Source organism: Streptococcus ilei, from assembly GCF_000479335.1.
Lineage (GTDB): Bacteria > Bacillota > Bacilli > Lactobacillales > Streptococcaceae > Streptococcus > Streptococcus ilei.
The window spans coordinates 239,474-259,778 of the sequence record NC_022584.1 but is presented as its reverse complement, the minus strand read 5'-3'; the positions used below and the strand labels follow the sequence as shown (position 1 = coordinate 259,778).

Sequence of the window (20,305 nt, the reverse complement as noted above, 5' to 3'; positions counted from 1 at the left end):
AAGGTAAGAGGAGGCAAAACAAGATCTATAAGAAAATAAAGTCTGAGATGATGACCTCAGACTTTATTTTCTTATAATTCCACAATTTTCCCTGTTTCGAAGTAGACAACCCACTCACAGATGTTTTTTGCATAATCTCCGATGCGTTCCAAGAAGTTGATCACTTGGAAATAATCCCGTCCGGTAACGATGGACTCTGGATTCTTCCGAATTTCTTCTGTTGCTAATTCTTGAATGCTATCGAAGTAATGGTTGATCACTTCGTCTCGGCTAGCTACTTCATAGGCCAAATCAACATCACCTTTGAGGTAAACATCCAGTGTGGATTCGACAAAGTCTTTGACCTCACGACCCATCTTGCTGATCTCCTCTTCAACAGATTGGATGCGGACTTCCCCCTTCATTCGAATAGTTGCTTTCGCGATTGAAACCGCATGGTCACCCATCCGCTCTAAGTCAGAGACTGCTTTTAAGACCGTCATGACCACGCGAAGGTCTTGCGAAACTGGCTGTTGAAGGGCGATAATCTCAAAAGATTTGCGCTCCAATTTCACTTCGTATTCATTGATATCCGCATCATCTTCGATAACCTGGCGGGACAATTCACGGTCATGTGTGACGAAAGCACGAACCGTACGATTGATTTGGGTCAACACTTCATTTCCCATTGCATAAAATTGGTTATGCAATTTTTCTAAATCTTCTTCAAATTGAACTCGTAACATTTTATTTTCTTCCTATCCAAATTTACCAGAGACATAGTCTTCTGTTTCTTTCTTAGCTGGGTTCAAGAACATTTCATTGGTATCATTGTACTCAATCAAATCGCCATCCAAGAAAAAGGCTGTTTTATCGGAAATCCGACTCGCTTGCTGCATGGATCGAGTCACCAAGAGCATGGTGTAACGGTCTTTTAGTCCATACAGGGTTTCTTCAATCTTACCAGCTGAAATCGGGTCCAGCGCTGAAGTTGGTTCATCCAAAAGAATAATCTTTGGACTGGTCGCAAGGACCCGCGCTACACAAACCCGCTGCTGCTGACCACCGGAAAGTCCGATAGCAGAATCATGCAGGCGATCCTTGACCTCATCCCAGATGGAAGCACGTTTCAGTGAGGTTTCAACCGCTTCATCCAAAACAGCCTTGTCCTTGACACCATTAATCATCAAGCCATAGGTCACATTATCATAAATGGACATTGGAAAGGGATTGGGCTGTTGGAAGACCATTCCGATTTCCTTGCGCAATTCGACCGTATCGGTCCGTGGTCCGTAGATATTATGTCCATTATAGAGGATGGTTCCTGTAGTTGTGACCTCATGGTTCAGGTCCCCCATGCGGTTAATGGCTTTTAAAAGGGTAGATTTCCCTGATCCAGAAGGACCAATCAAAGCTGTAATCTCCTTTGGAGCAAAATCCAAAGAAACACTATTTAAAGCCTTCTTTTTATTGTAATAAACCGACAAGTCCTTGACTTGCAAAATTGGTTCTGTCATTCTATTTTCCTTTTTGTTGTCATATTCCTTTATCCAAAGTGACCCGATACATAATCGTTGGTCGATTGCAATTTCGCATTTTGGAAAATATTCGAAGTCTTATCGTACTCGATGAGGTTTCCAAGGTAGAAGAAACCGGTATAATCACTAGCACGCGCTGCTTGTTGCATACTGTGTGTCACGATGACAATCGTGTAATCCTTCTTCAACTCCAGCATGGTTTCTTCTAATTGCGCTGTTGCGATCGGGTCTAAGGCTGAGGCTGGCTCATCCATGAGCAAAATCTCTGGTTTAACGGAGATGGCACGGGCAATACAAAGGCGTTGCTGTTGACCTCCTGAGAGCGTCAAAGCAGACTTGTGCAAGTCATCCTTGACCTGATCCCAGAGGGCTGCTTGCTTCAAGGATTTTTCTACGATTTCATCCAAGACCTTCTTGTCTTTGACTCCTGCCCGTTCGTGAGGGAAGGTAATATTGCGGTAGATAGACTTCGCAAATGGATTTGGTCGTTGGAAGACCATCCCGATATGCTTTCTCATTTCATAGACATTGATATCTGGTCGGTTGACATCAATCCCTTCGTACCAGATCTCACCAGTCACACGCGCAATATCAATGGTATCGTTCATTCGGTTCAAACTTCTAAGATAGGTGGACTTCCCTGATCCAGAAGGACCAATCAAGGCTGTAATCTTATTCTTTTCAAACTGCATGTCGACGCCTTTGATGGACTCGTTATTTCCATAATAGACATGCAAATCTTTGGTAGATAGGACCACCTTTTCTTCAGGAAAAGTAATGATGTGTCTCTCATCCCAATTGTATTTTGACATTTCTTCTCCTTTTATGCTGAGGTTAATTTCTTATGGAGGTAAGTACCGAGCTTACGTGCTCCAAAGTTGAATATCAAAATGAAGATCAACAAAACTGCTGCAGATCCAGCGGATACTTCAATAGCATCTGGAATGGTTCCTTCACTATTGACCTTCCAAATGTGGACCGCTAATGTTTCCGCTTGACGGAAAATGGAGATTGGACTGGTCACACTGAAGAGGTTCCAGTTACTCCAATCCAAAGCTGGAGCAGACTGGCCAGCTGTATAAATCAAGGCCGCTGCTTCCCCGAAAATCCGTCCAGAAGCCAGTACGACACCCGTAATAATACTTGGCAAGGCTTCTGGTACCACTACGTGAATCACGGTTTCCCAACGAGAGATTCCAAGAGCAAGCCCAGCTTCTCTTTGTGTATGGTGGACGTTTTGCAAACTATCTTCAATGTTCCGTGTCATCTGTGGCAAGTTAAAGACTGTCAAGGCCAAGGCACCAGAAATAATCGAGAAGCCATATTGGAACTGCACTACAAAGACCAAATAGCCAAAGAGACCAACTACAACTGATGGTAGGGAAGACAAGATTTCAATACAGGTCCGAACCAAATTGGTCAATGGGCCCTTCTTGGCATACTCTGACAAGTAGATCCCTGCCCCCAAAGAAAGTGGGAAGGAAATAATCAAGGTAATGACTAAGAGGAAGAAGGAATTATAAAGCTGAATCCCAATCCCTCCACCTGCTTGGTAAGAAGAGGATTTGCTGGTCAAGAAAGTCCAAGACACATGCGGCAACCCTCTAAGTAAGATATAGAGAATCAAAGAAGCAAGAATAGTGACAATAATTCCAGCAATAGCATAGAGAACCCCTGTCTCTATCTTATCTATTTTTTTAGCGTGCATAGTTCTTCTTACCTCTTTCTTTCGTGATCAATTTGATAACGCTGTTGAATGCCAAACTCATCAGCAAGAGCACCAAAGCAAGTGACCAGAGAACGTTGTTGTTAACTGTTCCCATAACCGTATTTCCAATACCCATGGTCAAAATGGAGGTCAAGGTGGAAGCTGGAGTTGTTAAAGATGTTGGAACAACTGCTGAGTTTCCGACTACCATCTGAATAGCCAAGGCTTCCCCGAAGGCACGCGCCATCCCAAAGACAACTGCCGTAAAAATACCCGAGCGAGCTGCCTTTAAGGTGACATGCCAGATGGTTTGCCAGCGAGTCGCTCCCATAGCCATACTCGCTTCCCGGTAGTGACGAGGGACTGCCCGTAAGCTGTCTGTTGTCATAAAGGTCACTGTTGGGAGAATCATGACAAAGAGGACAAAGACCCCTGACAAGATCCCAAATCCTGTCCCACCAAAGATGGAACGAACAAATGGAACCACTACTTGCAAACCAATAAATCCATATACAACGGAAGGAATCCCTACCAACAATTCAATGGCTGGTTGTAAGAGACGAGATCCCTTAGGAGATACTTCTGTCATAAAGACTGCTGCACCAATGGCAAAAGGTGTCGCCACCAAAGCAGACAAAAGGGTTACAATGAAGGAACCCAAGATCATTGGCAAAGCCCCAAATTCTTTCCCTGACGGATTCCAAGTGGATCCGAAAAGGAAACTAAAGACATTGACCTTGTTGACAAAGAAGGTCGATAATCCCTTTTGGGCTACAAAAATCAAAATCAAAGCTACAACAAAGACAATTAAACTCATACAACAGAAGGTAATGGTTTTACCAAATTTTTCCAAACGAGAATTATTGGACTTTGCGAGCATTTTTTTTGCTACTTCGTTCATTTTTTACCTAATTCTTCTTATTTCTTCGTAATGTTACCGTCAAGATCACGGCTGACTTTCATATCATTGATTGGGATATAGCCCATCTTACCAACGATTTCCTGCTGGACCTCATCTGTCATCATATAATCCAAGAATTTCTTGGCCAATTTACTTGGCTCTCCCTTGGTATACATGTGTTCGTAGGACCAAATTGGCCAGTTATTATTCACCACGTTTTCCTTAGTTGGTTCATAGCCATTTAACTTCATAGTTTTGACACTATCATCCACGTAGGTAAAAGCCAAATAAGAAATGGCACCTGGAGTCTGGGAAACAATGTTCTTCACCATTCCATTGGAATCCTGTTCCTGAGCCTGTTTAGGATCTTTCCCATTCATGATGATGTCATCGAATACGGCACGGCTACCGGATCCTACTGCCCGGTTCACAATGGTAATTTCGAGATCCTCACCCCCCAATTGCTTCCAGTTGGTATATTCACCAGTAAAAATCTTACGCAATTGTTCAGTTGTCAAATCGTCTACGGAAATAGTCTTATTGGCAATGATGGCTGTTCCTGCTACTGCCACTTGATGGTCTACCAAGCTAGAAGCATCGATTCCATCTTTTTCCTCCGCAAAGAGGTCACTATTTCCAATATCCACAGCTCCCGATTGGACCTGAGAAAGACCTGTACCAGATCCGCCTCCTTGGACATTAACAATCTTACCGGGATGTTCTTCCACATAACGATCTACCACCCCTTCAACGAGCGGTTGTAGGGCTGTCGATCCAACAGCTGTAATCGCTTCTCCACGGTCAATCCAAGATGCACAGGCAGATAGAGAAGCTGCAAGTGCTACTGTTGCTAGCCCAAGGACTAGCTTTTTGCATTTATTCAATGTAAGTCTCCTTGAATCAAAATCAAATATCGTTTAAATGTTATCTCTAAACACTTGGTCATCTTCTAGTATTCTAGCAAGAATCACTCTATTTCCACTATAACATAGAAAGACCGCATTTCCTAATAATTTATCTAAATCTCAAGCCTTTTGGAAAGAAATTTTTTAACGTTCGTCCCGTTACTTTTGCAAAGCCCAAACCATTGCCTCCAGCCAGGACCTGATACCATCCATTTGCGTAATCTTGCTCCAACTGAATGGTCTCTCCAGCCACGTACTTACTAAAGTCTGGATCCGACAAGCTGACTGATTTTTTCACTTGATCTGGTTTCAGAGCTAGGCCCAGAGCAAAGCTAGGTTCAAAGCGATTTTTCTTAAAGGTGCCAAGGTGCAAGCCATTGCGAGCAATCTTGACCTTTTTCAAATCAGGAAGTCCAGATGGTAAGAAATAAAGCTGATCTCCAAAACATTGGTAGAGACCCTCCAAGTCGATGGCTAAGCGGTCCTTGGTAAAAGCTTGCCACAACTTCTTCTGCTCAGCCGTTAGATTGGAACGTCCTTCCTTGAACTTCTTAACTTCAGGCTCTCCGTGATAAAGGAATTTAGCAACAAATTGCCCTTCACCCTTGAAATGATGAGGATACATACGGGCCGTTTCAGGATGTCCGATCCCTTCTACCATACCATTAATTTTTTCAATCGGTAGCAATTCTAGCTCATATTCTTCTAAAAGCCAAGAGACAATCTCTTCGTTCTCTTCCGGAGCCCAGGTACAAGTCGAATAAACTAGCTGCCCCCCTGGTGCCAGCATCTTGATAGCATCTGTTAAGATTTCTCTTTGAAGACTTGCGCATTGAGCTGGATAATCTGGATTCCAGTAGTCCATGGCATCTGGCTGCTTCCGGAACATTCCTTCACCAGAGCATGGTGCATCCAAAACAATCAGATCGAAAAAGGCTGGGAAAACCTTTGCCAAACGTTCGGCTGATTCATTGGTCACCACGACGTTACGAGCACCAAAGCGTTCAATATTCTCGACCAGAATCTTGGAGCGTCCCTTGTGAATTTCATTAGAAATAAGGAGGCCTTGATTGCCTAAATAAGAGAGCAAGTGAGTCGTCTTTCCACCAGGGGCTGCCGCAAGATCCAAGACCTTCATACCCGGACTGGGATGCGCTACTTGAGCCACCATTTGGGCAGCGGGTTCTTGCGAGTAGACCAAACCTGTGACATGGGCAATGGATTTCCCCGATACCTTACCATAGTAACTCCAAGGCATGCCTGGAATGGGCTCATCGCCTCTGATTTGCACTGCCTTTAATGGATTGGTTCGATAGGCAGAAACGGCTGGTTCATCAAAAGTTTGAAAGAAGGCTTCAGCCTCTTCTCCAAGTAATTGGGTATACTTTTCTTTAAATCCTTGAGGAAAGGTCATGCGTTTTTTCCTTTCGTCAAAAAAGGTTGAATTTCATCTAGTTTACAAGTCGGCACCATCATAATGGGCTCCAAGGTCTCATAGTTGGGTTCTTTCCCTTCCAAGGTCAGGACCGAGTAACCTAGACACTCGCCCATAATGGCAGCAGCAGCATAATCCCAAGGCCAGATATAGCTAAAGTAGCCTAAAATACCACCAGATAGAATCTTGGTAAAGCTGATACCAGCGCTCCCATAGACTCGAATCCCCAAGCACTCTGCTCCCAGATCCGCCATGCCCCAAGCGTTGGATTTGAGCATGCCGACATTGGAAGCCACTAATAAGTCCCCAAGAGGCCGATTTTGAAATGGTTTCAGTTCTTTGTCATTGCAAAAGACTCCAAAATCCTTTCCACCAAAAAAGAGATGGTCGCGCATGACATCATAGATCAAGCCAAACTGGCCAATCCCTTCTTCAAAATAGGCAACCATTACAGCAAAATCTTCTTTTTGGGTCACAAAATTATTGGTCCCATCAATGGGATCAATCACCCAGACCTTGCCGGAGTGAATAGGAGCACGAAGTTCATCTTCTTCAGCGAAAATTTGGTCTTCTGGATAAGCTTCTAATATCTTATGGACTAAGGTTGCTTGCACTTTCTGATCCATCTGAGTCACCAAATCCGTCGGATTTGTTTTGACAGTAATAGCTAGCTGGTCATGTAAGTGTTCTCTTAGATAGCTTCCTGCTTCTTTGACAATGGTCTTAGCAAATTCTAATTTATTGATCAATCGAAAACCATCCTTCCCCTTTTTCTTTCGCAACTTTGGTTGCGCGGTAAAGTGAGTAGCCACTGACCTCTTCAAATTCCTTGCCCAGACGCTTTTCTTCGCCAATACTTGGGACAACTTTCTTAAAGGCCTTATAGGCTTCTAGGTAGATGCGGGCATCTGCCTTTTGTTCATAGGCTTGTTCAACCTGATTAAAAAAAGAAAGCACCGAAGCAAGCTCTTCAGTGCTCCACGATAAATCGAGTGGGTAACTATAATTCTTATTCATATTAATGGATCTCCGCTCTTAATGTAGCAGATCTTAACTCTTCCTTACGATATCCACGAGGGAGAAATGCGCGGATTTCATCCTCATTGAAACCAATTTGCATCCGTTTCTTGTCTAGAATAATTGGGCGACGCAAAAGACTAGGATTTTCCTCAATGAGCTTAATCAAAGCAGAAATCGATAAATCCTCTACATCAACATTTAACTTCTGAAAAATTTTAGAACGAGTTGAAATAATATCGTCTGTACCGTTCTCAGTTAGAGCTAAAATATTACGCAACTCCTCAGTTGTTAGAGGACTCGTCATAATATTGTGTTCCTTAAAAGGAACCTCATGTTTTTCTAACCAAGCCCGGGCCTTCCGACAGGATGTACAACTCGGAGACAAAAATAATGTAATCATGTTCTTCTCTTCTTTTTTTGGACACACTTAGCTAACTCTATTATACAAAATTATTCGGTGCTTGCATAGTGATTTTTGAATTTAGACAAAGAAAATTCTCCCCTTAAGGGAGAATTTCTAACAAAAGTTATCTGGTCCGTTGACGAGCTATGATCTCATCCTGACGCAGTTGCTCCACAAGCGCTTCTACACTGTCAAATTTGACCATTTCTCGAATCTTGTCTAACCAAAAAATCCGAATCGTATGTCCATAAATATCTTTTGAAAAATCAAAGATATTGGCTTCAAAGCGAAGTTCCGTCCCATCAAAGGTCGAGTTTTTTCCTACAGAGGCCATCCCCCGGTGACGTTGCCCTAGCACTTCTACTTCGACGACATAAACACCATCTTGAGGAAGATGTGTCCGATCGATAGGTGCAAGATTGGCTGTTGGAAAACCAATGGTTCGGCCTCGTGCATCCCCATGAACGACGATACCACGACTGGATAAAGGATATCCCAAGAGATCGGCTGCTTCTTTGACCTGGCCTGATGAAATAGCCTGCCGAATACGGGTCGAGCTGATTTTTTCTCCCTGGTCTAGGACAGGGGGAACCACTATGACTTGGCCCTTAAAATAGGTTTCTAAATCACTAGCTACTTTCTTATCGCTACCAAAGCTATAATCAAATCCTGCCACTAAGACACGCGCTTGAAGACTTGTTAGGTAGGTTGCAACGAATTCTTCAGCCGTATGAGCCGCAAAATCACTGGTAAAATCAATGAGATAAAGATCATCGACTCCAAGTTCTTCCATTCGTTTAAAGCGTTCCTCTGGATTTTGAAGGTGGAGGAGTAATTCTGGTTGGTAACGGGCAAAGGCCAATTTTGGAGATTCTGGAAAGGTCAAGACAGCTACTCGAAGTCCTTGCTCATCCGCAATGGCACGAGCTGTCCGAAAGAGCTCCTGATGCCCTCTGTGAAGACCGTCAAAATAGCCCAAGACAAGAACTGTATCTGCTTGAGCTTTTATTTCTTTTTCACTAGTTACATAACAAATGTTCATGAATTTATTGTAACACACTTTCTGTCAGAAAAACCTTGCGAGGTTTGTAAAGTTCTTCTCTTTTTTCTAAAATGGCCACTAATTTTCCTTGGTAAAAAGCAGCCAATTCTTTGGAGTCACTCTCAACCGGAATAAAGCGTCCCACTTGGACTTCGCCGACCTCTTCGACTGTCAGCTCCACTTTTTCCAGATCTCCTGTTCCAATTTCAAGTGGATGAAGGAAGCTCAAATCTCCTTGAGCAACTTTTTCAGCAAGTTCTTCCAAGGTTAGGGCATTTTCTAAGGACAAGCCAGCAGCACTGGTACGTGTCAGATGAGACATATGGGCCGCATAGCCCAGTTTCTGCCCTAAATCCACAGACAAGGTTCGGATATAGGTCCCCTTGCTGCATTTAACCCGGAAGCGAAAGCGGGCTAGTCCTTCTTCATAACGAATTTCGCTTGTGCGCGTGAATTCATAAATGTTCACCTGCCGAACTGGACGTTCCACTTCTTCTCCTGCACGCGCATACTCATAGAGCTTACGCCCATTGACCTTGACCGCTGAATACATGGGTGGTACCTGTTCGATTTCTCCTACCATCTGGGCAATCATGCGGTCTACCTCTTCTGCATCCAAGGGGTCTTGCACAGGGGTCCGATCGACAACTTCTCCGCTGGCATCCTCCGTCGTGGTAGAAAACCCCAAAGTGATTTCTCCCTCATAGATTTTGCCTTCATCCTGCATAAATTCAACCATTCGGGTCGCCTTTCCTACGGCAATCGGAAGAACCCCCACCACATCCGGATCCAGAGTTCCCCCATGGCCGATTTTCTTGGTTCCTAAGATTTTTCGCAGTTTAAAGACCACATCATGTGAAGTCATTCCCGCTTCTTTTTTTACATTAATAATTCCGTCCATTTGAATTACTCTTTCTAACTCATGTGTGACCATGACGGTCACCGACCCTTTATTATACCATGAAAAGGATCTCCTTGTCCCTGATTCCCCATTCCCATGAGCTCCTAAAAATCCCGTAGCAGATTTCAGACTTTTTAAAATGGGTTTGATACAATAGAAAACGAAAGAAGGTGTAACATATGTTAACGTATGATGTTATTGTTATTGGATTTGGTAAAGCTGGTAAAACACTCGCAGCGAAATTATCAAGCCAAGGGAAAAAAGTCGCTCTAATTGAAAAGAGCAAGTCTATGTATGGTGGTACTTGTATCAATATCGCTTGTATCCCAACCAAGACCTTGATTGTCGCAGCGGAAAAAGGCTTGGATTTTGAACAAGCCATGAGCGAAAAGAATGCGGTCACCACTCGTCTCAACGGCAAGAACTACGCAACTATTGCTGGAACGGGTGTAGACATCATCGATGCGACAGCTCGTTTCGTTTCCAACAAGGTTATCGAAATTCAAGCTGGTGAGGAAAAGGAAGAATTGACAGCTGAAACCATTATTATTAATACTGGTGCGGTGCCAACTATCCTTCCAATCCCAGGACTTGCTGAAAGTAAATTTGCTGTGGATTCAACCGGTATTCAACGGCTGGAAAATCTACCTAAACGCCTTGGTGTCCTTGGTGGTGGACCTATCGGATTGGAATTTGCCCATCTCTACAATACCTTGGGTAGCCAAGTAACAGTATTGGACGCTTCTGAAGCATTCTTGCCACGGATTGAGCCAAGCATTGCAGCTCTTGCAAAAGGCTACCTTGAAGAAGATGGCATTCAATTCTTGCAAGGCGTTCATACCCAAGAAATCAAAGATGGTGAAGCTAGCTTAACCCTTGTCACCGATAAAGGAGACTTCGAGTTCGATATCCTCCTCTACGCAACAGGACGTAAGCCAAACACAGCTGGACTTGGTCTTGAAAATACAGATATCCAAGTCACTGATCGTGGAGCAATTCAAGTCAACCGTCATTTGGAAACCAACGTTCCTGGTGTCTTTGCAGTTGGGGATGTCAATGGTGGTCCTCAATTCACCTACATGTCCCTTGACGATTTCCGCATTGTCTTCAACTACCTCACAGGCGATGGTAGCTACAATCTCGAAACACGCGGAAACTATGCGACAACACTCTTCATTGCTCCTCCATTGGCCCAAGTCGGCTTGACCGAGCAAGAAGCACGTGACAAAGGACTTCCAGTTGCTGTCAAAGAATTGCCAGTTGCTGCCATGCCACGTGGCCATGTCAATGCAGACCTTCGAGGTGCTTTCAAAGCCGTGGTCAACCCAGAAACCAAAGAAATCCTTGGAGCAACTCTCTTCGGAGAAGCTGCAGGCGAACTCATCAACCTGATCACCATGGCCATGGACAACAAGATCCCTTATACTTACATCGCAAAACAAATCTTTACCCACCCAACCATGGCAGAAAACCTAAACGATCTCTTTGCGATTTAACTAACATAAAAAAGCTGGAAAATTCCAGCTTTTTTAGTTTAAAAATCCACAGACAGCCTCTTGAAATGCTTTATTTTCTTCATACAGAGCATGCCCAGAATGCTTAAGAATAAGGAGCTGACAACCCGAAATCGCTTTTGCCAGTTCTTTGGATCCGTTCACACCGATCACATCATCTTCAAGCGCACCAAGAACCAAGGTCGGACAGTGAATTCTTTTTATGACCTCAAGGCTATCGTGATCCAGGCAAGATTGAGACTGAATGGCAATTCGTTTCTTATCTTTGATTCGTCCCAGGCGACCCATGATATTATAAAGGAACCGCCACTTTTGATAGCTCTTTTGCGTGTAGGAGTGCTGTGCAATATCCAGCATGAGATGCTTAAAATTTCCAGATTGACTGAGTTTTTGCCAATGCTCAATTCGTTCTCTAGCAAGTTGACTCGGTTTAGCTGTTGTCACGGCTAGGATGAGCTTTTGAACATTTTCAGGAAAATCAACTGCCAACCATTGGGCAATCATTCCACCTTGTGAAATCCCCATAACATAGGCAGCATCTAGGTTTAGTGTCTCCATTGCTTCTGCTACATCTGCTGCCATATCCCGTGTCGTATAACCCTGCCTCAACTCGTTGATTCGAGAAAAAACATAAACTTTATATCTCTTAGCAAGTAAACGATAAGAGAGGGAAAAGAGCTGGGCCTTTCCTTTGACTGTCTGCAACCCATCCCCTAAGCCTGGTATGATCACTAGGGGCTGCTTTCCTTTTCCAAATGTTACATAGTCCATGCTCTTATCGTTAAAATATAAGTTTTTCCCTTTTGTTGAAGACATTACTTCGTTTCCCTTACTATTTTATCATGTTTATTCATGTTAACTTTTTAAATGCAGAACAAAGCCGGCAGTCACTTTTTCAAATCCAACCGCCTGATAAAACTGATGTGCAGCATTTCGTTCAGCAGTTAATCCACTATTTAGAGCCAGTGCATTAACTCCTTCTTTTACCGCTTGTTTTTTCAATTCATCGATTAGCCTACTAGCAATTCCTTGTCGTCTTGTTTCTTTTGCAACCGACAAAGCTAAAATACGATAGTAAGATCCATCTGCTTCAAAAAAGAAGAGCTTTGCATAACCTAAGAAACCTAAAATTTCTCCGTTTCTTTCAGCTAGAAGAAGGCCATAATGTGGCTGAGAGAGAATCATTTCTAAACGACGAGACAGCTTAGAAGCAGTCGTTGGATAGCCCAAGTCTTCGTATAGAGACAGTAAGGATTCAGCATCCTTCATGGTTGCTTTTCGTATCTGCATTGGAGCCTCCTAGTCTTCCTTCAAGGCATCAAACTTGGCTTTCATAGTCGGATTCTTCCGAGTCAATTTTTTAACGGAAACATCATCCAATTTGTTGTTAGCAAGGCGAAGTTGATTTTCAGATGTGGTGAGGAATTTTTTGACCTCTTCCATGCGTTTAATGGCCTTGTCGATTTCATCAATGGCCTTGCCGAAGTTGACAGAAGCCGAATTGTAGTTCTTGGCAAAGGCAACCTTGAAAGCATCCAAGTCTTCCTCAAAATGAGTGATGTCAATATTTTGCTCACGGATTAGTGCTAGTTCCTGCTTGTATTTTAGAGAGTTGAGGGCAGCATTGCGTAAGAGACCAATCAACTGGATAAAGAACTGAGGACGGACCACATACATCTTCTCATACTCGTGGCTGACATCGACAATCCCTGTGTTGAAATAGTCGTTATCTGCTTCAAGCATACTGACCAAAACAGCATATTCACAGTTCTTTTCTCGACGGTCCTTGTCCAATTCCTTATAAAAATCAGCATTCTTATGCTTCTTCTCTGTCCCGTCGGCTTCATTTTTCATCTCAAACATGATGGAAATGAATTCTAGCCCATTTTCATCAAAGTCACGGAAGATAAAGTCCCCTTTAGACCCACGTGCAGAAATCTTATTATCCTTTTCAAAGTAGGCATTTGGGAAGGCAAAACTGCGAACCTTATTGAACTCACTCTCCGCATACTGCTCCAGACTTTCTCCGATGGCCTTGGTTGATTGTTGGGCCTTGAAGTTCTTATAGAACTCAACCTGCTCATTAGCCGCCTTAAGCTGGGCCTCATAGTTTTGTTTAACTGAAGTCAGAGAAAGTTCGTTTTCCTTTTCTTGTAAAAGGAGCTGATTTTTGACCTGGTCACGTTCTTTTTCTAAGTCAGATAAAGTCTTTTGTAGTTGGTTTTCATGCTCCAAGCGCAAGGTGGCTAATTGATTCTCCAGTGCCTGAACCTCTTTTTCTTTCTCTAGCAGACTTTGGCTAGCAGTTTGCTCCACCTCTTTTTTAGCCAATTCTTTTTCAGTATCAAACTGTTGAATCTGGTTTTGTAACTGGGCAATTTCTTGGTCCTTTTTTGCTAACTTCTCTTGTTGCTCATTGAGGGCCTTTTGCTCTGCCAAAGCCAACTCCTGCCGAATCCGCTCATGAATTTCCTTGTCAAACTCCGCCGTCCTCACTTGGGACAAGAGCTCGCTGTATTGACTTTCATTGACTGTAAATACTTCCCCACAGTTGGGGCACTTGATTTCGTTCATAGCATGCCTCTTTCTCTATTCTTAGTATATTATATCATGCTAGTAGTAAAATCAAAACCAGCAAGCTAGGCCTGCTGGTTTTAACCGAGTATTCATTCCTCTATTGGAGACTTTTCTTAGGTGAGGACGGACGGTAGCGACTCCCTTTGGGATTCCATACCTTATATTTGAGCCTCACGTCTCAAATATACCGAGCACCAGAAACTTATGTGTTTCTGGCGCTTTCCTCACGGCGAAAAGTCTCAATCTATTCCGCACTATTTCCAAAATTTCTTTTCTTGCAACTTTTTCATGCAGTAAGCAATTAGATCCTTGAGGAGATATTGCTTGTTTATGTTCTGAAATAATACACTAGGCTTACTGGTTTCCGTTTATTTTTTCTCAATCGGAGCGACGCTGGCCAAGAGTTTCTTGAGACCCACTTCTGGGAAGTTAATCTTAAGCTCTTGGGTATTGCCACTACCTGAGACTTCAAGGACGGTTCCTTCTCCCCACTTCTTGTGAACAGCAATGTCGCCAATGGACCAAGCGACACTTTCTTTAGCACCAGCTTGGCTACTATTGCCAAAGGGGAGGCTTGAGGACGTGAGGGCACTTGGGGCTGCTTGTCTCTTGCGCTCTTGAAGGGCTTGTGACAGGCTCATTCCTTTTCCAAAGGTCGTTCCGCCACCATTACTATAAGAAGCCTTAAAGCTCGTGTTAGCCGGACGCGCTAAGCCTTGGTAGGTCAATAAATCTGAGCTAATCTCATTGATAAAGCGCGTTGGACGGTTGTAGCTGGTCCTTCCAAAGAGCAAACGAGAATTGGCATTGGTCAGGAAGAGAATCTTCTCTGCCCGCGTGATTCCTACATAAGCCAGACGACGTTCTTCTTCCAACTCATCTGGATCCTCTGCTGCTCGACTAAGTGGAAAGACGTTTTCTTCCATCCCGATCAAGAAGACCACTGGGAACTCCAATCCCTTAGCCGCATGAAGAGTCATCAAGGTCACTTCAGAAGTCTCTTGCGCCCCATCATCTGTATCTGCAATCAGGGCCAAGTCATTCAAGAAACGACTTAAGGTATCCACACCTGATTCGTCTTCAACAGACTCGCCATTTTCATCAAAATTCTTGGTAACAGACAGGAACTCTTGGATATTCTCGATGCGAGCCTGACTTTCCAAATTTCCCTGATTGGCTAGGGCAGTCATATAGCCTGTCTTGTCAAGGACTTCTTCGACCAATTCTGTAATGGTCAGCTGGTCCAATTTTTCTCTCAAATCAAGAATGAGATTTGCAAAGTCCCAGATAGCTTGGGCTGCTTTTCCTTTAATGCCAGAGAGCATGATATTGGCTGAAGCATCCAGGAGGGAGGAGCCTTGCATTTGAGCAAAATCACGAATCTTCTCCACCGTACCCGGTCCGATTCCCCGCTTAGGTTCATTGATAATCCGCTCAAAACTGATATTGTCACTGAGGTTGGCAATCAAGTTCAGATAAGCAATGACATCTCGAATTTCCTTCCGGCTGTAGAACTTGGTACCACCTACCATGGTATAGGGAATATTGGACTTGAGCAGTGCTTCTTCAATGGTCCGGGATTGGGCATTGGTCCGGTAGAGAACCGCAAAATCACGGTGCTTGTAGCCAGCTTTCCGACTGAGCTCTTCAATGGTTTTGGCAACAAAGACCGCTTCATCCTGCTCATCATTGGCCCGGTAATAGACAATTTCTTCGCCGTCAGCATTTTGGGTCCAGAGATTCTTGGGACGGCGGTTCCGATTATTTTTGATCACATCGTTGGCTGCTTGTAGGATGGTTTTAGTGGAGCGATAATTTTCCTCTAACAAAACGACCTTGGCATCAGGATAATCCTTTTCGAAATCCAGGATATTTTGCATGTCCGCTCCCCGCCAGCCATAAATAGACTGGTCAGCATCTCCAACCACACAGATATTTTTAAAACGGGAAGCCAAGAGTTTGACCAATTGGTATTGGGCATGGTTGGTATCTTGGTACTCATCCACATGAATGTATTGGAACTTCTGCTGGTAATAGGTCAGCACATCAGGATGCTGATCAAAAAGACGCAAGGTCAGCATGATCAAATCATCAAAGTCCACTGCTTCTGACTGACGCAATTCCTTTTGGTAAGCCTCATAGCACTTGGCGACGATCTGGGTGTACATGTCCCCCGCTTGGGCGGCATAGGCCACTTCATCAATCAGGTCATTCTTGGCATTGGAAATGGTCCCCAAAATGGTTCGTTCATTCCATTTCTTCGGATCCAAATTCAAAGACTTCAAGATCCGCTTCATCAAGGTCCGTTGCTCACCTGGATCGACAATGGTAAAGTTACGATTGTAGCCAATGTGATCCGCATCTCGACGAAGGATGCGGACACACATGGAGTGGAAGGTCGCGATCAAGCAATCTTGGGTCGCCGGATTCAACTGGTAAGCCCGCTCCTTCATCTCGCGAGCAGCCTTATTGGTAAAGGTAATGGCCAAAATATTCCAAGGATTAACCATTTTTTCATCGATCAAGTAAGCAATCCGATGGGTCAAGACACGTGTCTTACCAGAACCAGCCCCCGCCATGATCAAGAGGGGGCCTTCTGTCGTTTGGACCGCCTCTGCCTGGCGATCATTCATACCTTTCAATAAAGGATTCATCTCATTCTCCTCATTCTTTCAATCGTTCTATTATACCACAATTTCGCCCTTGCACCTTTGGAAAATGGTCGGCTTCATTTGAATTTTGCCCTCAAAAAGGCTATAATAAAGCCTTAAGAAGAACGAATTTTCCCTCTTCAACAACCGCTTATGAGGAAATCTACAGAAGTCTGGAGGAGTTATCAGTGAATCAATCACAAAGTAATTTAAAACTTGCCGAACGTGGAGCCCTGATCAGTATTGTAGCCTACCTGATCCTTTCCGCTGCCAAATTAGCAACAGGCCACCTCCTTCACTCCTCTAGTTTGGTTGCTGATGGTTTTAATAACTTATCAGATATAATCAGCAATGTCGCCCTTCTCATTGGCATTCGCATGGCCCGCCAGCCAGCTGACCGCGACCACCGATTCGGTCATTGGAAGATTGAAGATCTAGCTAGTCTGGTGACTTCCATCATCATGTTTTATGTGGGCTTTGATGTCTTACGAGATACGGTTCAAAAAATCCTCAGCAGGGAAACATCTGTCATTGATCCTTTAGGGGCCATTGTCGGAGTTGGGTCAGCCCTAGTCATGTTTGCAGTCTATCTGTATAACCGCACCTTAGCTAAGAAAGCCCAATCCAAGGCCCTTAATGCTGCTGCTAAAGACAACCTGTCTGACGTAGTCACTTCTTTAGGAACCTCTGTTGCGATTGGAGCTAGTGCTCTTAACTATCCGATTGTGGACCAATTAGTGGCCATCGTTATTACCTTCTTTATTCTAAAAACAGCCTACGATATTTTCATTGAATCCTCCTTCAGCCTCTCAGATGGATTTGATGAAAGTCTTCTTGATAAATACAAGGCTGCTATTCTAGAATTGCCAAAGGTCAGCCGGGTCAAATCCCAACGAGGACGGACCTACGGAAGCAATATCTACCTAGATGTCGTCATCGAAATGAATCCAGACCTTTCTGTTTATGAGAGCCATGCCATTACCGAAGAGGTCGAGCGCCTTCTCAAGGAAGAATTTGGAGTTTTTGACATTGATGTCCATGTGGAACCAAGTTCCATCCCAGAAGATGAGATTTTGGACAATGTCCTTCTCAAACTAAAAACCTACGAAGAGCGCTTGCAAGCTCAGCAAGAATATTCAACCCTCCTAGCAGACAACTTCACCCTCATCGATGAGTTTGGCCAAGAAAGCCACAAGGAGGACCTGGTCCGTTTGCAGGAAGAGCATCAGATTCCCTTTAAGAATTTCGAGATCGAATCCATCAGTCAAAAGACTAAGCTGATTCGCTATGAATTAAATAACCAGATCCATACCAGTCTCTGGCGTCGCCATGAACATTGGCAAAAGGTCTTTCATCAAATTACCAGTAAAAAGGAAAACTAGGGCCCTCTAACTGGGAGAAACAAAGATAAAAAGCTACTGCAGTTCACATATTCTGCAGTAGCTTTTTTGTAAGAAAAAATAGTCCTTCTGGACTATTCTTCGATTTTAATAAAGCCGAATTTATTTAAAGGATACAAGCGGAAATCAACTACCCCTTCAATCTGACTAGCTTTAATATAACCAAATTCACGGCTATCTTTTGTATTGTTGCGATCATCGTTTAGGACTAAATAACTATTACTTGGTACTTTCCCTGCCTTGGTTCCTTTAAGTTCTCTAGAGAAAAAATCATTTGTAAAATAATCGCCACTTGGGGCCGCCAAATGTTTGGTCTTCATTTTATCCAAATACGGCTCTGCTGTAGCTACACCATTCAAATAAAAGACATCATCCACATAGCTGACCTCATCGCTCTCTATCGCAATGACACGTCCAAGATATTGTTTCTCTTTTACATGGTAGAGGACCAAATCTGTCCGATCAATTTTTCCCTTCTTAGTCGCTAATACTAAATCATCTTTCTTAACGGAGGCATTGGCCATTTGATCAGATACCCACAATGGTTGAAAAACAAATAGGCGCAAAGTAATGAGTACCAAGCCCAATATTCCAATGATGATAATATTCCGAATCAAATCCCTTTTTGACATTCCTATCCCCCCTTTCAGTTCCTTCCATTATACCATTTTATTAGACAATAAAAAAGGCCCACATTCCTAAATCGTCAGAAACTTGGACGAAAAAAACCTTGTCTCCAAGATTTTACACTTAGAGAACAAGGTTGGTTAGTTAGATTAACGTACTGTACGGATACGCATAGTGTTTGTACGAACAGCTTCACCAAGTGGCACACCTGCAACGATAACGATATCGTCACCAGATTGTACAAGACCTGCTTCTACTGCTTTACGTTCTGCGATTTCGAACATATCGTCAGTTGATGATGGAGCATCTGTCAACATTGGGATAACTCCCCAGTTCAACATCAATCCACGTTCAGTCAATTCATCAAATGTCAATGCCAAGATATCAGCATTTGGACGGTATTTAGAAATCAAACGTGCAGTGTGACCAGTCTTAGTAAGAGTAACGACCAATTTGATATCCATTGAGTTTGTTGCATCTTTAACAGCTGATGCCATAACTTCTGTCTTAGAGTTACGTTCGAAAGTATCTGAGTTCAAACGTCCGTATTCGTTAAGAAGAGTTTGTGCATTCTTGTCAATTGTAGCCATTGTTGTTACTGACTCAAGTGGGTATTTACCGTTTGCAGACTCACCTGAAAGCATAGTCGCGTCAGTTCCGTCGATAACAGCGTTAAATACGTCTGATACTTCTGAACGAGTTGCACGTGGTTTTTCAGTCATTGTTTCAAGCATGTTTGTTGCAGTGATAACAACTTTACCAGCAGCGTTCACTTTTGTGATGATCATTTTTTGGTATACTGGAACCATTTCGAATGGTACTTCGATACCCATGTCACCACGAGCGATCATGATACCGTCAGCAGCTTCAATGATTTCATCCAAGTTATCGATACCTTGTTGGTTTTCGATTTTAGCGAACAATTGAACGTGACCGTTACCAGTTTCTTCACAGATTGCACGAACTTCGTTCACGTCTTTCGCAGTACGTACGAATGAGATCGCGATGAAGTTGATACCTTGTTCCAAACCGAAGCGGATATCGTCGTTATCGCGTTCAGCAAGAGCTGGGAAAGGAATCTTCGTATTAGGGATATTCACACCTTTCTGCTTAGCAATAATACCGTCATTTTCAACAACCACTTCAAATTCACGAGTATCATCGTCTTTAGCGAAAATACGAAGACCTAATTTACCATCGTCAACCAAGACTTGATGACCAACTTCAACATCATCGTAGATATCAAGACCACCAGCAACGTTCAAAGCAATCACTTCACGAGTTGATTTGATTCCTTGTTTAGTTGCAACACGGATTTTTTCACCAGTCTTGTATGAGTACTCTTTAGCATCGCCTTCGAACAACTCTGTACGGATTTCTGGACCTTTTGTATCAAGAAGGAAACCAACTTTTTTACCAGCGATTTCTTCTGCACGTTTAACGGTTGCCATACGGTCACCTTGTTCTTGGTGGTCACCGTGTGAGAAGTTGAAACGGAAAGTGTTAGCTCCTGCTTCAATCAATTGAGCAATGTTTTGTGCTGAAGCTTCAACATCAAGTTTTTCACCCCAATATCCATCATCACCAAATTTTTTACCACCACGGATTTCTACCGCAGGACCTAAGGTTGCAACGATTTTTACACGTTTGTTCATGATTTTTGTGACTCCTTTTAAAATACACTGTCTATTTAGACAAATTTTA

General features: G+C 43.3%; 20 protein-coding genes. 2 read left to right on the top strand and 18 right to left on the bottom strand.

Annotated features, from left to right (window positions below; genetic code table 11):
* Positions 1-71 precede the first annotated feature (71 nt).
* The 12 genes from phoU to truB all read right to left on the bottom strand — a co-directional run bounded on the left by phoU (position 72) and on the right by truB (position 9,832).
* Positions 72-725, bottom strand: coding sequence for a phosphate signaling complex protein PhoU (phoU, locus tag N596_RS01365; protein ID WP_023026661.1), 654 nt, complete (start codon positions 723-725; stop codon positions 72-74).
* Positions 726-737: 12 nt separating this feature from the next.
* Positions 738-1,496, bottom strand: coding sequence for a phosphate ABC transporter ATP-binding protein PstB (pstB, locus tag N596_RS01360; protein WP_003003393.1), 759 nt, complete (start codon positions 1,494-1,496; stop codon positions 738-740).
* Positions 1,497-1,525: 29 nt separating this feature from the next.
* Positions 1,526-2,329 (bottom strand): phosphate ABC transporter ATP-binding protein PstB, encoded by an 804-nt coding sequence (gene pstB, locus N596_RS01355; protein WP_023026660.1) that lies wholly within the window; start codon positions 2,327-2,329, stop codon positions 1,526-1,528.
* Positions 2,330-2,340: 11 nt separating this feature from the next.
* The gene (gene pstA, locus N596_RS01350) at positions 2,341-3,225 is read right to left on the bottom strand and encodes a phosphate ABC transporter permease PstA (protein ID WP_023026659.1); all 885 of its coding nucleotides are present in this window, start codon (positions 3,223-3,225) and stop codon (positions 2,341-2,343) included.
* Positions 3,215-4,126: a phosphate ABC transporter permease subunit PstC gene (pstC, locus tag N596_RS01345; protein ID WP_023022834.1), complete on the bottom strand. Its 912-nt coding sequence runs from the start codon at positions 4,124-4,126 to the stop codon at positions 3,215-3,217. The genes pstA and pstC overlap by 11 nt, the downstream gene beginning before the upstream one ends.
* 17 nt (positions 4,127-4,143) lie before the next feature.
* Positions 4,144-5,010, bottom strand: a complete 867-nt coding sequence (locus N596_RS01340; RefSeq protein WP_023022832.1) for a phosphate ABC transporter substrate-binding protein PstS family protein — start codon at positions 5,008-5,010, stop codon at positions 4,144-4,146.
* 130 nt (positions 5,011-5,140) lie between these two features.
* Positions 5,141-6,445: an RsmF rRNA methyltransferase first C-terminal domain-containing protein gene (locus N596_RS01335; RefSeq protein WP_023022830.1), complete on the bottom strand. Its 1,305-nt coding sequence runs from the start codon at positions 6,443-6,445 to the stop codon at positions 5,141-5,143.
* Positions 6,442-7,215 (bottom strand): inositol monophosphatase family protein, encoded by a 774-nt coding sequence (locus N596_RS01330; RefSeq protein ID WP_023022828.1) that lies wholly within the window; start codon positions 7,213-7,215, stop codon positions 6,442-6,444. Before N596_RS01330 ends, N596_RS01335 begins: the two co-directional genes overlap by 4 nt.
* Entirely contained in the window at positions 7,205-7,483 is a 279-nt protein-coding gene (locus N596_RS01325) for a UPF0223 family protein (RefSeq protein WP_023026658.1), read from the bottom strand. Before N596_RS01325 ends, N596_RS01330 begins: the two co-directional genes overlap by 11 nt.
* 1 nt (position 7,484) lies before the next feature.
* Positions 7,485-7,886, bottom strand: coding sequence for a Spx/MgsR family RNA polymerase-binding regulatory protein (locus N596_RS01320; protein ID WP_040803090.1), 402 nt, complete (start codon positions 7,884-7,886; stop codon positions 7,485-7,487).
* A gap of 127 nt (positions 7,887-8,013) precedes the next feature.
* The gene (locus N596_RS01315; RefSeq protein WP_023026657.1) at positions 8,014-8,931 is read right to left on the bottom strand and encodes a bifunctional riboflavin kinase/FAD synthetase; all 918 of its coding nucleotides are present in this window, start codon (positions 8,929-8,931) and stop codon (positions 8,014-8,016) included.
* Positions 8,932-8,935: 4 nt separating this feature from the next.
* Positions 8,936-9,832: a tRNA pseudouridine(55) synthase TruB gene (gene truB, locus N596_RS01310; RefSeq protein WP_023022821.1), complete on the bottom strand. Its 897-nt coding sequence runs from the start codon at positions 9,830-9,832 to the stop codon at positions 8,936-8,938.
* Positions 9,833-10,011: 179 nt separating this feature from the next.
* Here truB and N596_RS01305 point away from each other — a divergent pair, with 179 nt between their 5' ends.
* Positions 10,012-11,328: an FAD-containing oxidoreductase gene (locus N596_RS01305; protein ID WP_023026655.1), complete on the top strand. Its 1,317-nt coding sequence runs from the start codon at positions 10,012-10,014 to the stop codon at positions 11,326-11,328.
* Positions 11,329-11,361: 33 nt separating this feature from the next.
* On the opposite strand, the gene N596_RS01300 is transcribed toward N596_RS01305, so the two are convergent.
* From N596_RS01300 to pcrA, 4 genes are all read right to left on the bottom strand, one after another.
* A complete protein-coding gene (locus tag N596_RS01300; protein WP_023026654.1) occupies positions 11,362-12,162 on the bottom strand; it encodes an alpha/beta fold hydrolase in 801 nt (266 codons plus the stop codon).
* A gap of 39 nt (positions 12,163-12,201) precedes the next feature.
* Positions 12,202-12,636, bottom strand: a complete 435-nt coding sequence (locus N596_RS01295; RefSeq protein ID WP_023022814.1) for a GNAT family N-acetyltransferase — start codon at positions 12,634-12,636, stop codon at positions 12,202-12,204.
* Between the two features lie 9 nt (positions 12,637-12,645).
* Entirely contained in the window at positions 12,646-13,920 is a 1,275-nt protein-coding gene (locus N596_RS01290; protein WP_023022812.1) for a DUF2130 domain-containing protein, read from the bottom strand.
* Positions 13,921-14,291: 371 nt separating this feature from the next.
* Positions 14,292-16,577 (bottom strand): DNA helicase PcrA, encoded by a 2,286-nt coding sequence (gene pcrA / locus N596_RS01285; RefSeq protein WP_023026653.1) that lies wholly within the window; start codon positions 16,575-16,577, stop codon positions 14,292-14,294.
* Positions 16,578-16,762: 185 nt separating this feature from the next.
* On the opposite strand from pcrA, the gene N596_RS01280 reads away from it, so the two are divergent.
* On the top strand, positions 16,763-17,956 hold the full coding sequence (locus N596_RS01280) for a cation diffusion facilitator family transporter (protein WP_023022808.1): 1,194 nt from the start codon (positions 16,763-16,765) through the stop codon (positions 17,954-17,956).
* Between the two features lie 92 nt (positions 17,957-18,048).
* On the opposite strand, the gene lepB is transcribed toward N596_RS01280, so the two are convergent.
* Positions 18,049-18,606 carry a signal peptidase I gene (gene lepB / locus N596_RS01275; RefSeq protein ID WP_023026652.1) on the bottom strand — a complete coding sequence of 186 codons (558 nt, stop codon included), beginning with the start codon at positions 18,604-18,606 and terminating at the stop codon, positions 18,049-18,051.
* A 144-nt stretch (positions 18,607-18,750) separates the two neighbouring features.
* Positions 18,751-20,256 (bottom strand): pyruvate kinase, encoded by a 1,506-nt coding sequence (gene pyk, locus N596_RS01270; protein ID WP_023022804.1) that lies wholly within the window; start codon positions 20,254-20,256, stop codon positions 18,751-18,753.
* Positions 20,257-20,305 lie beyond the last annotated feature (49 nt).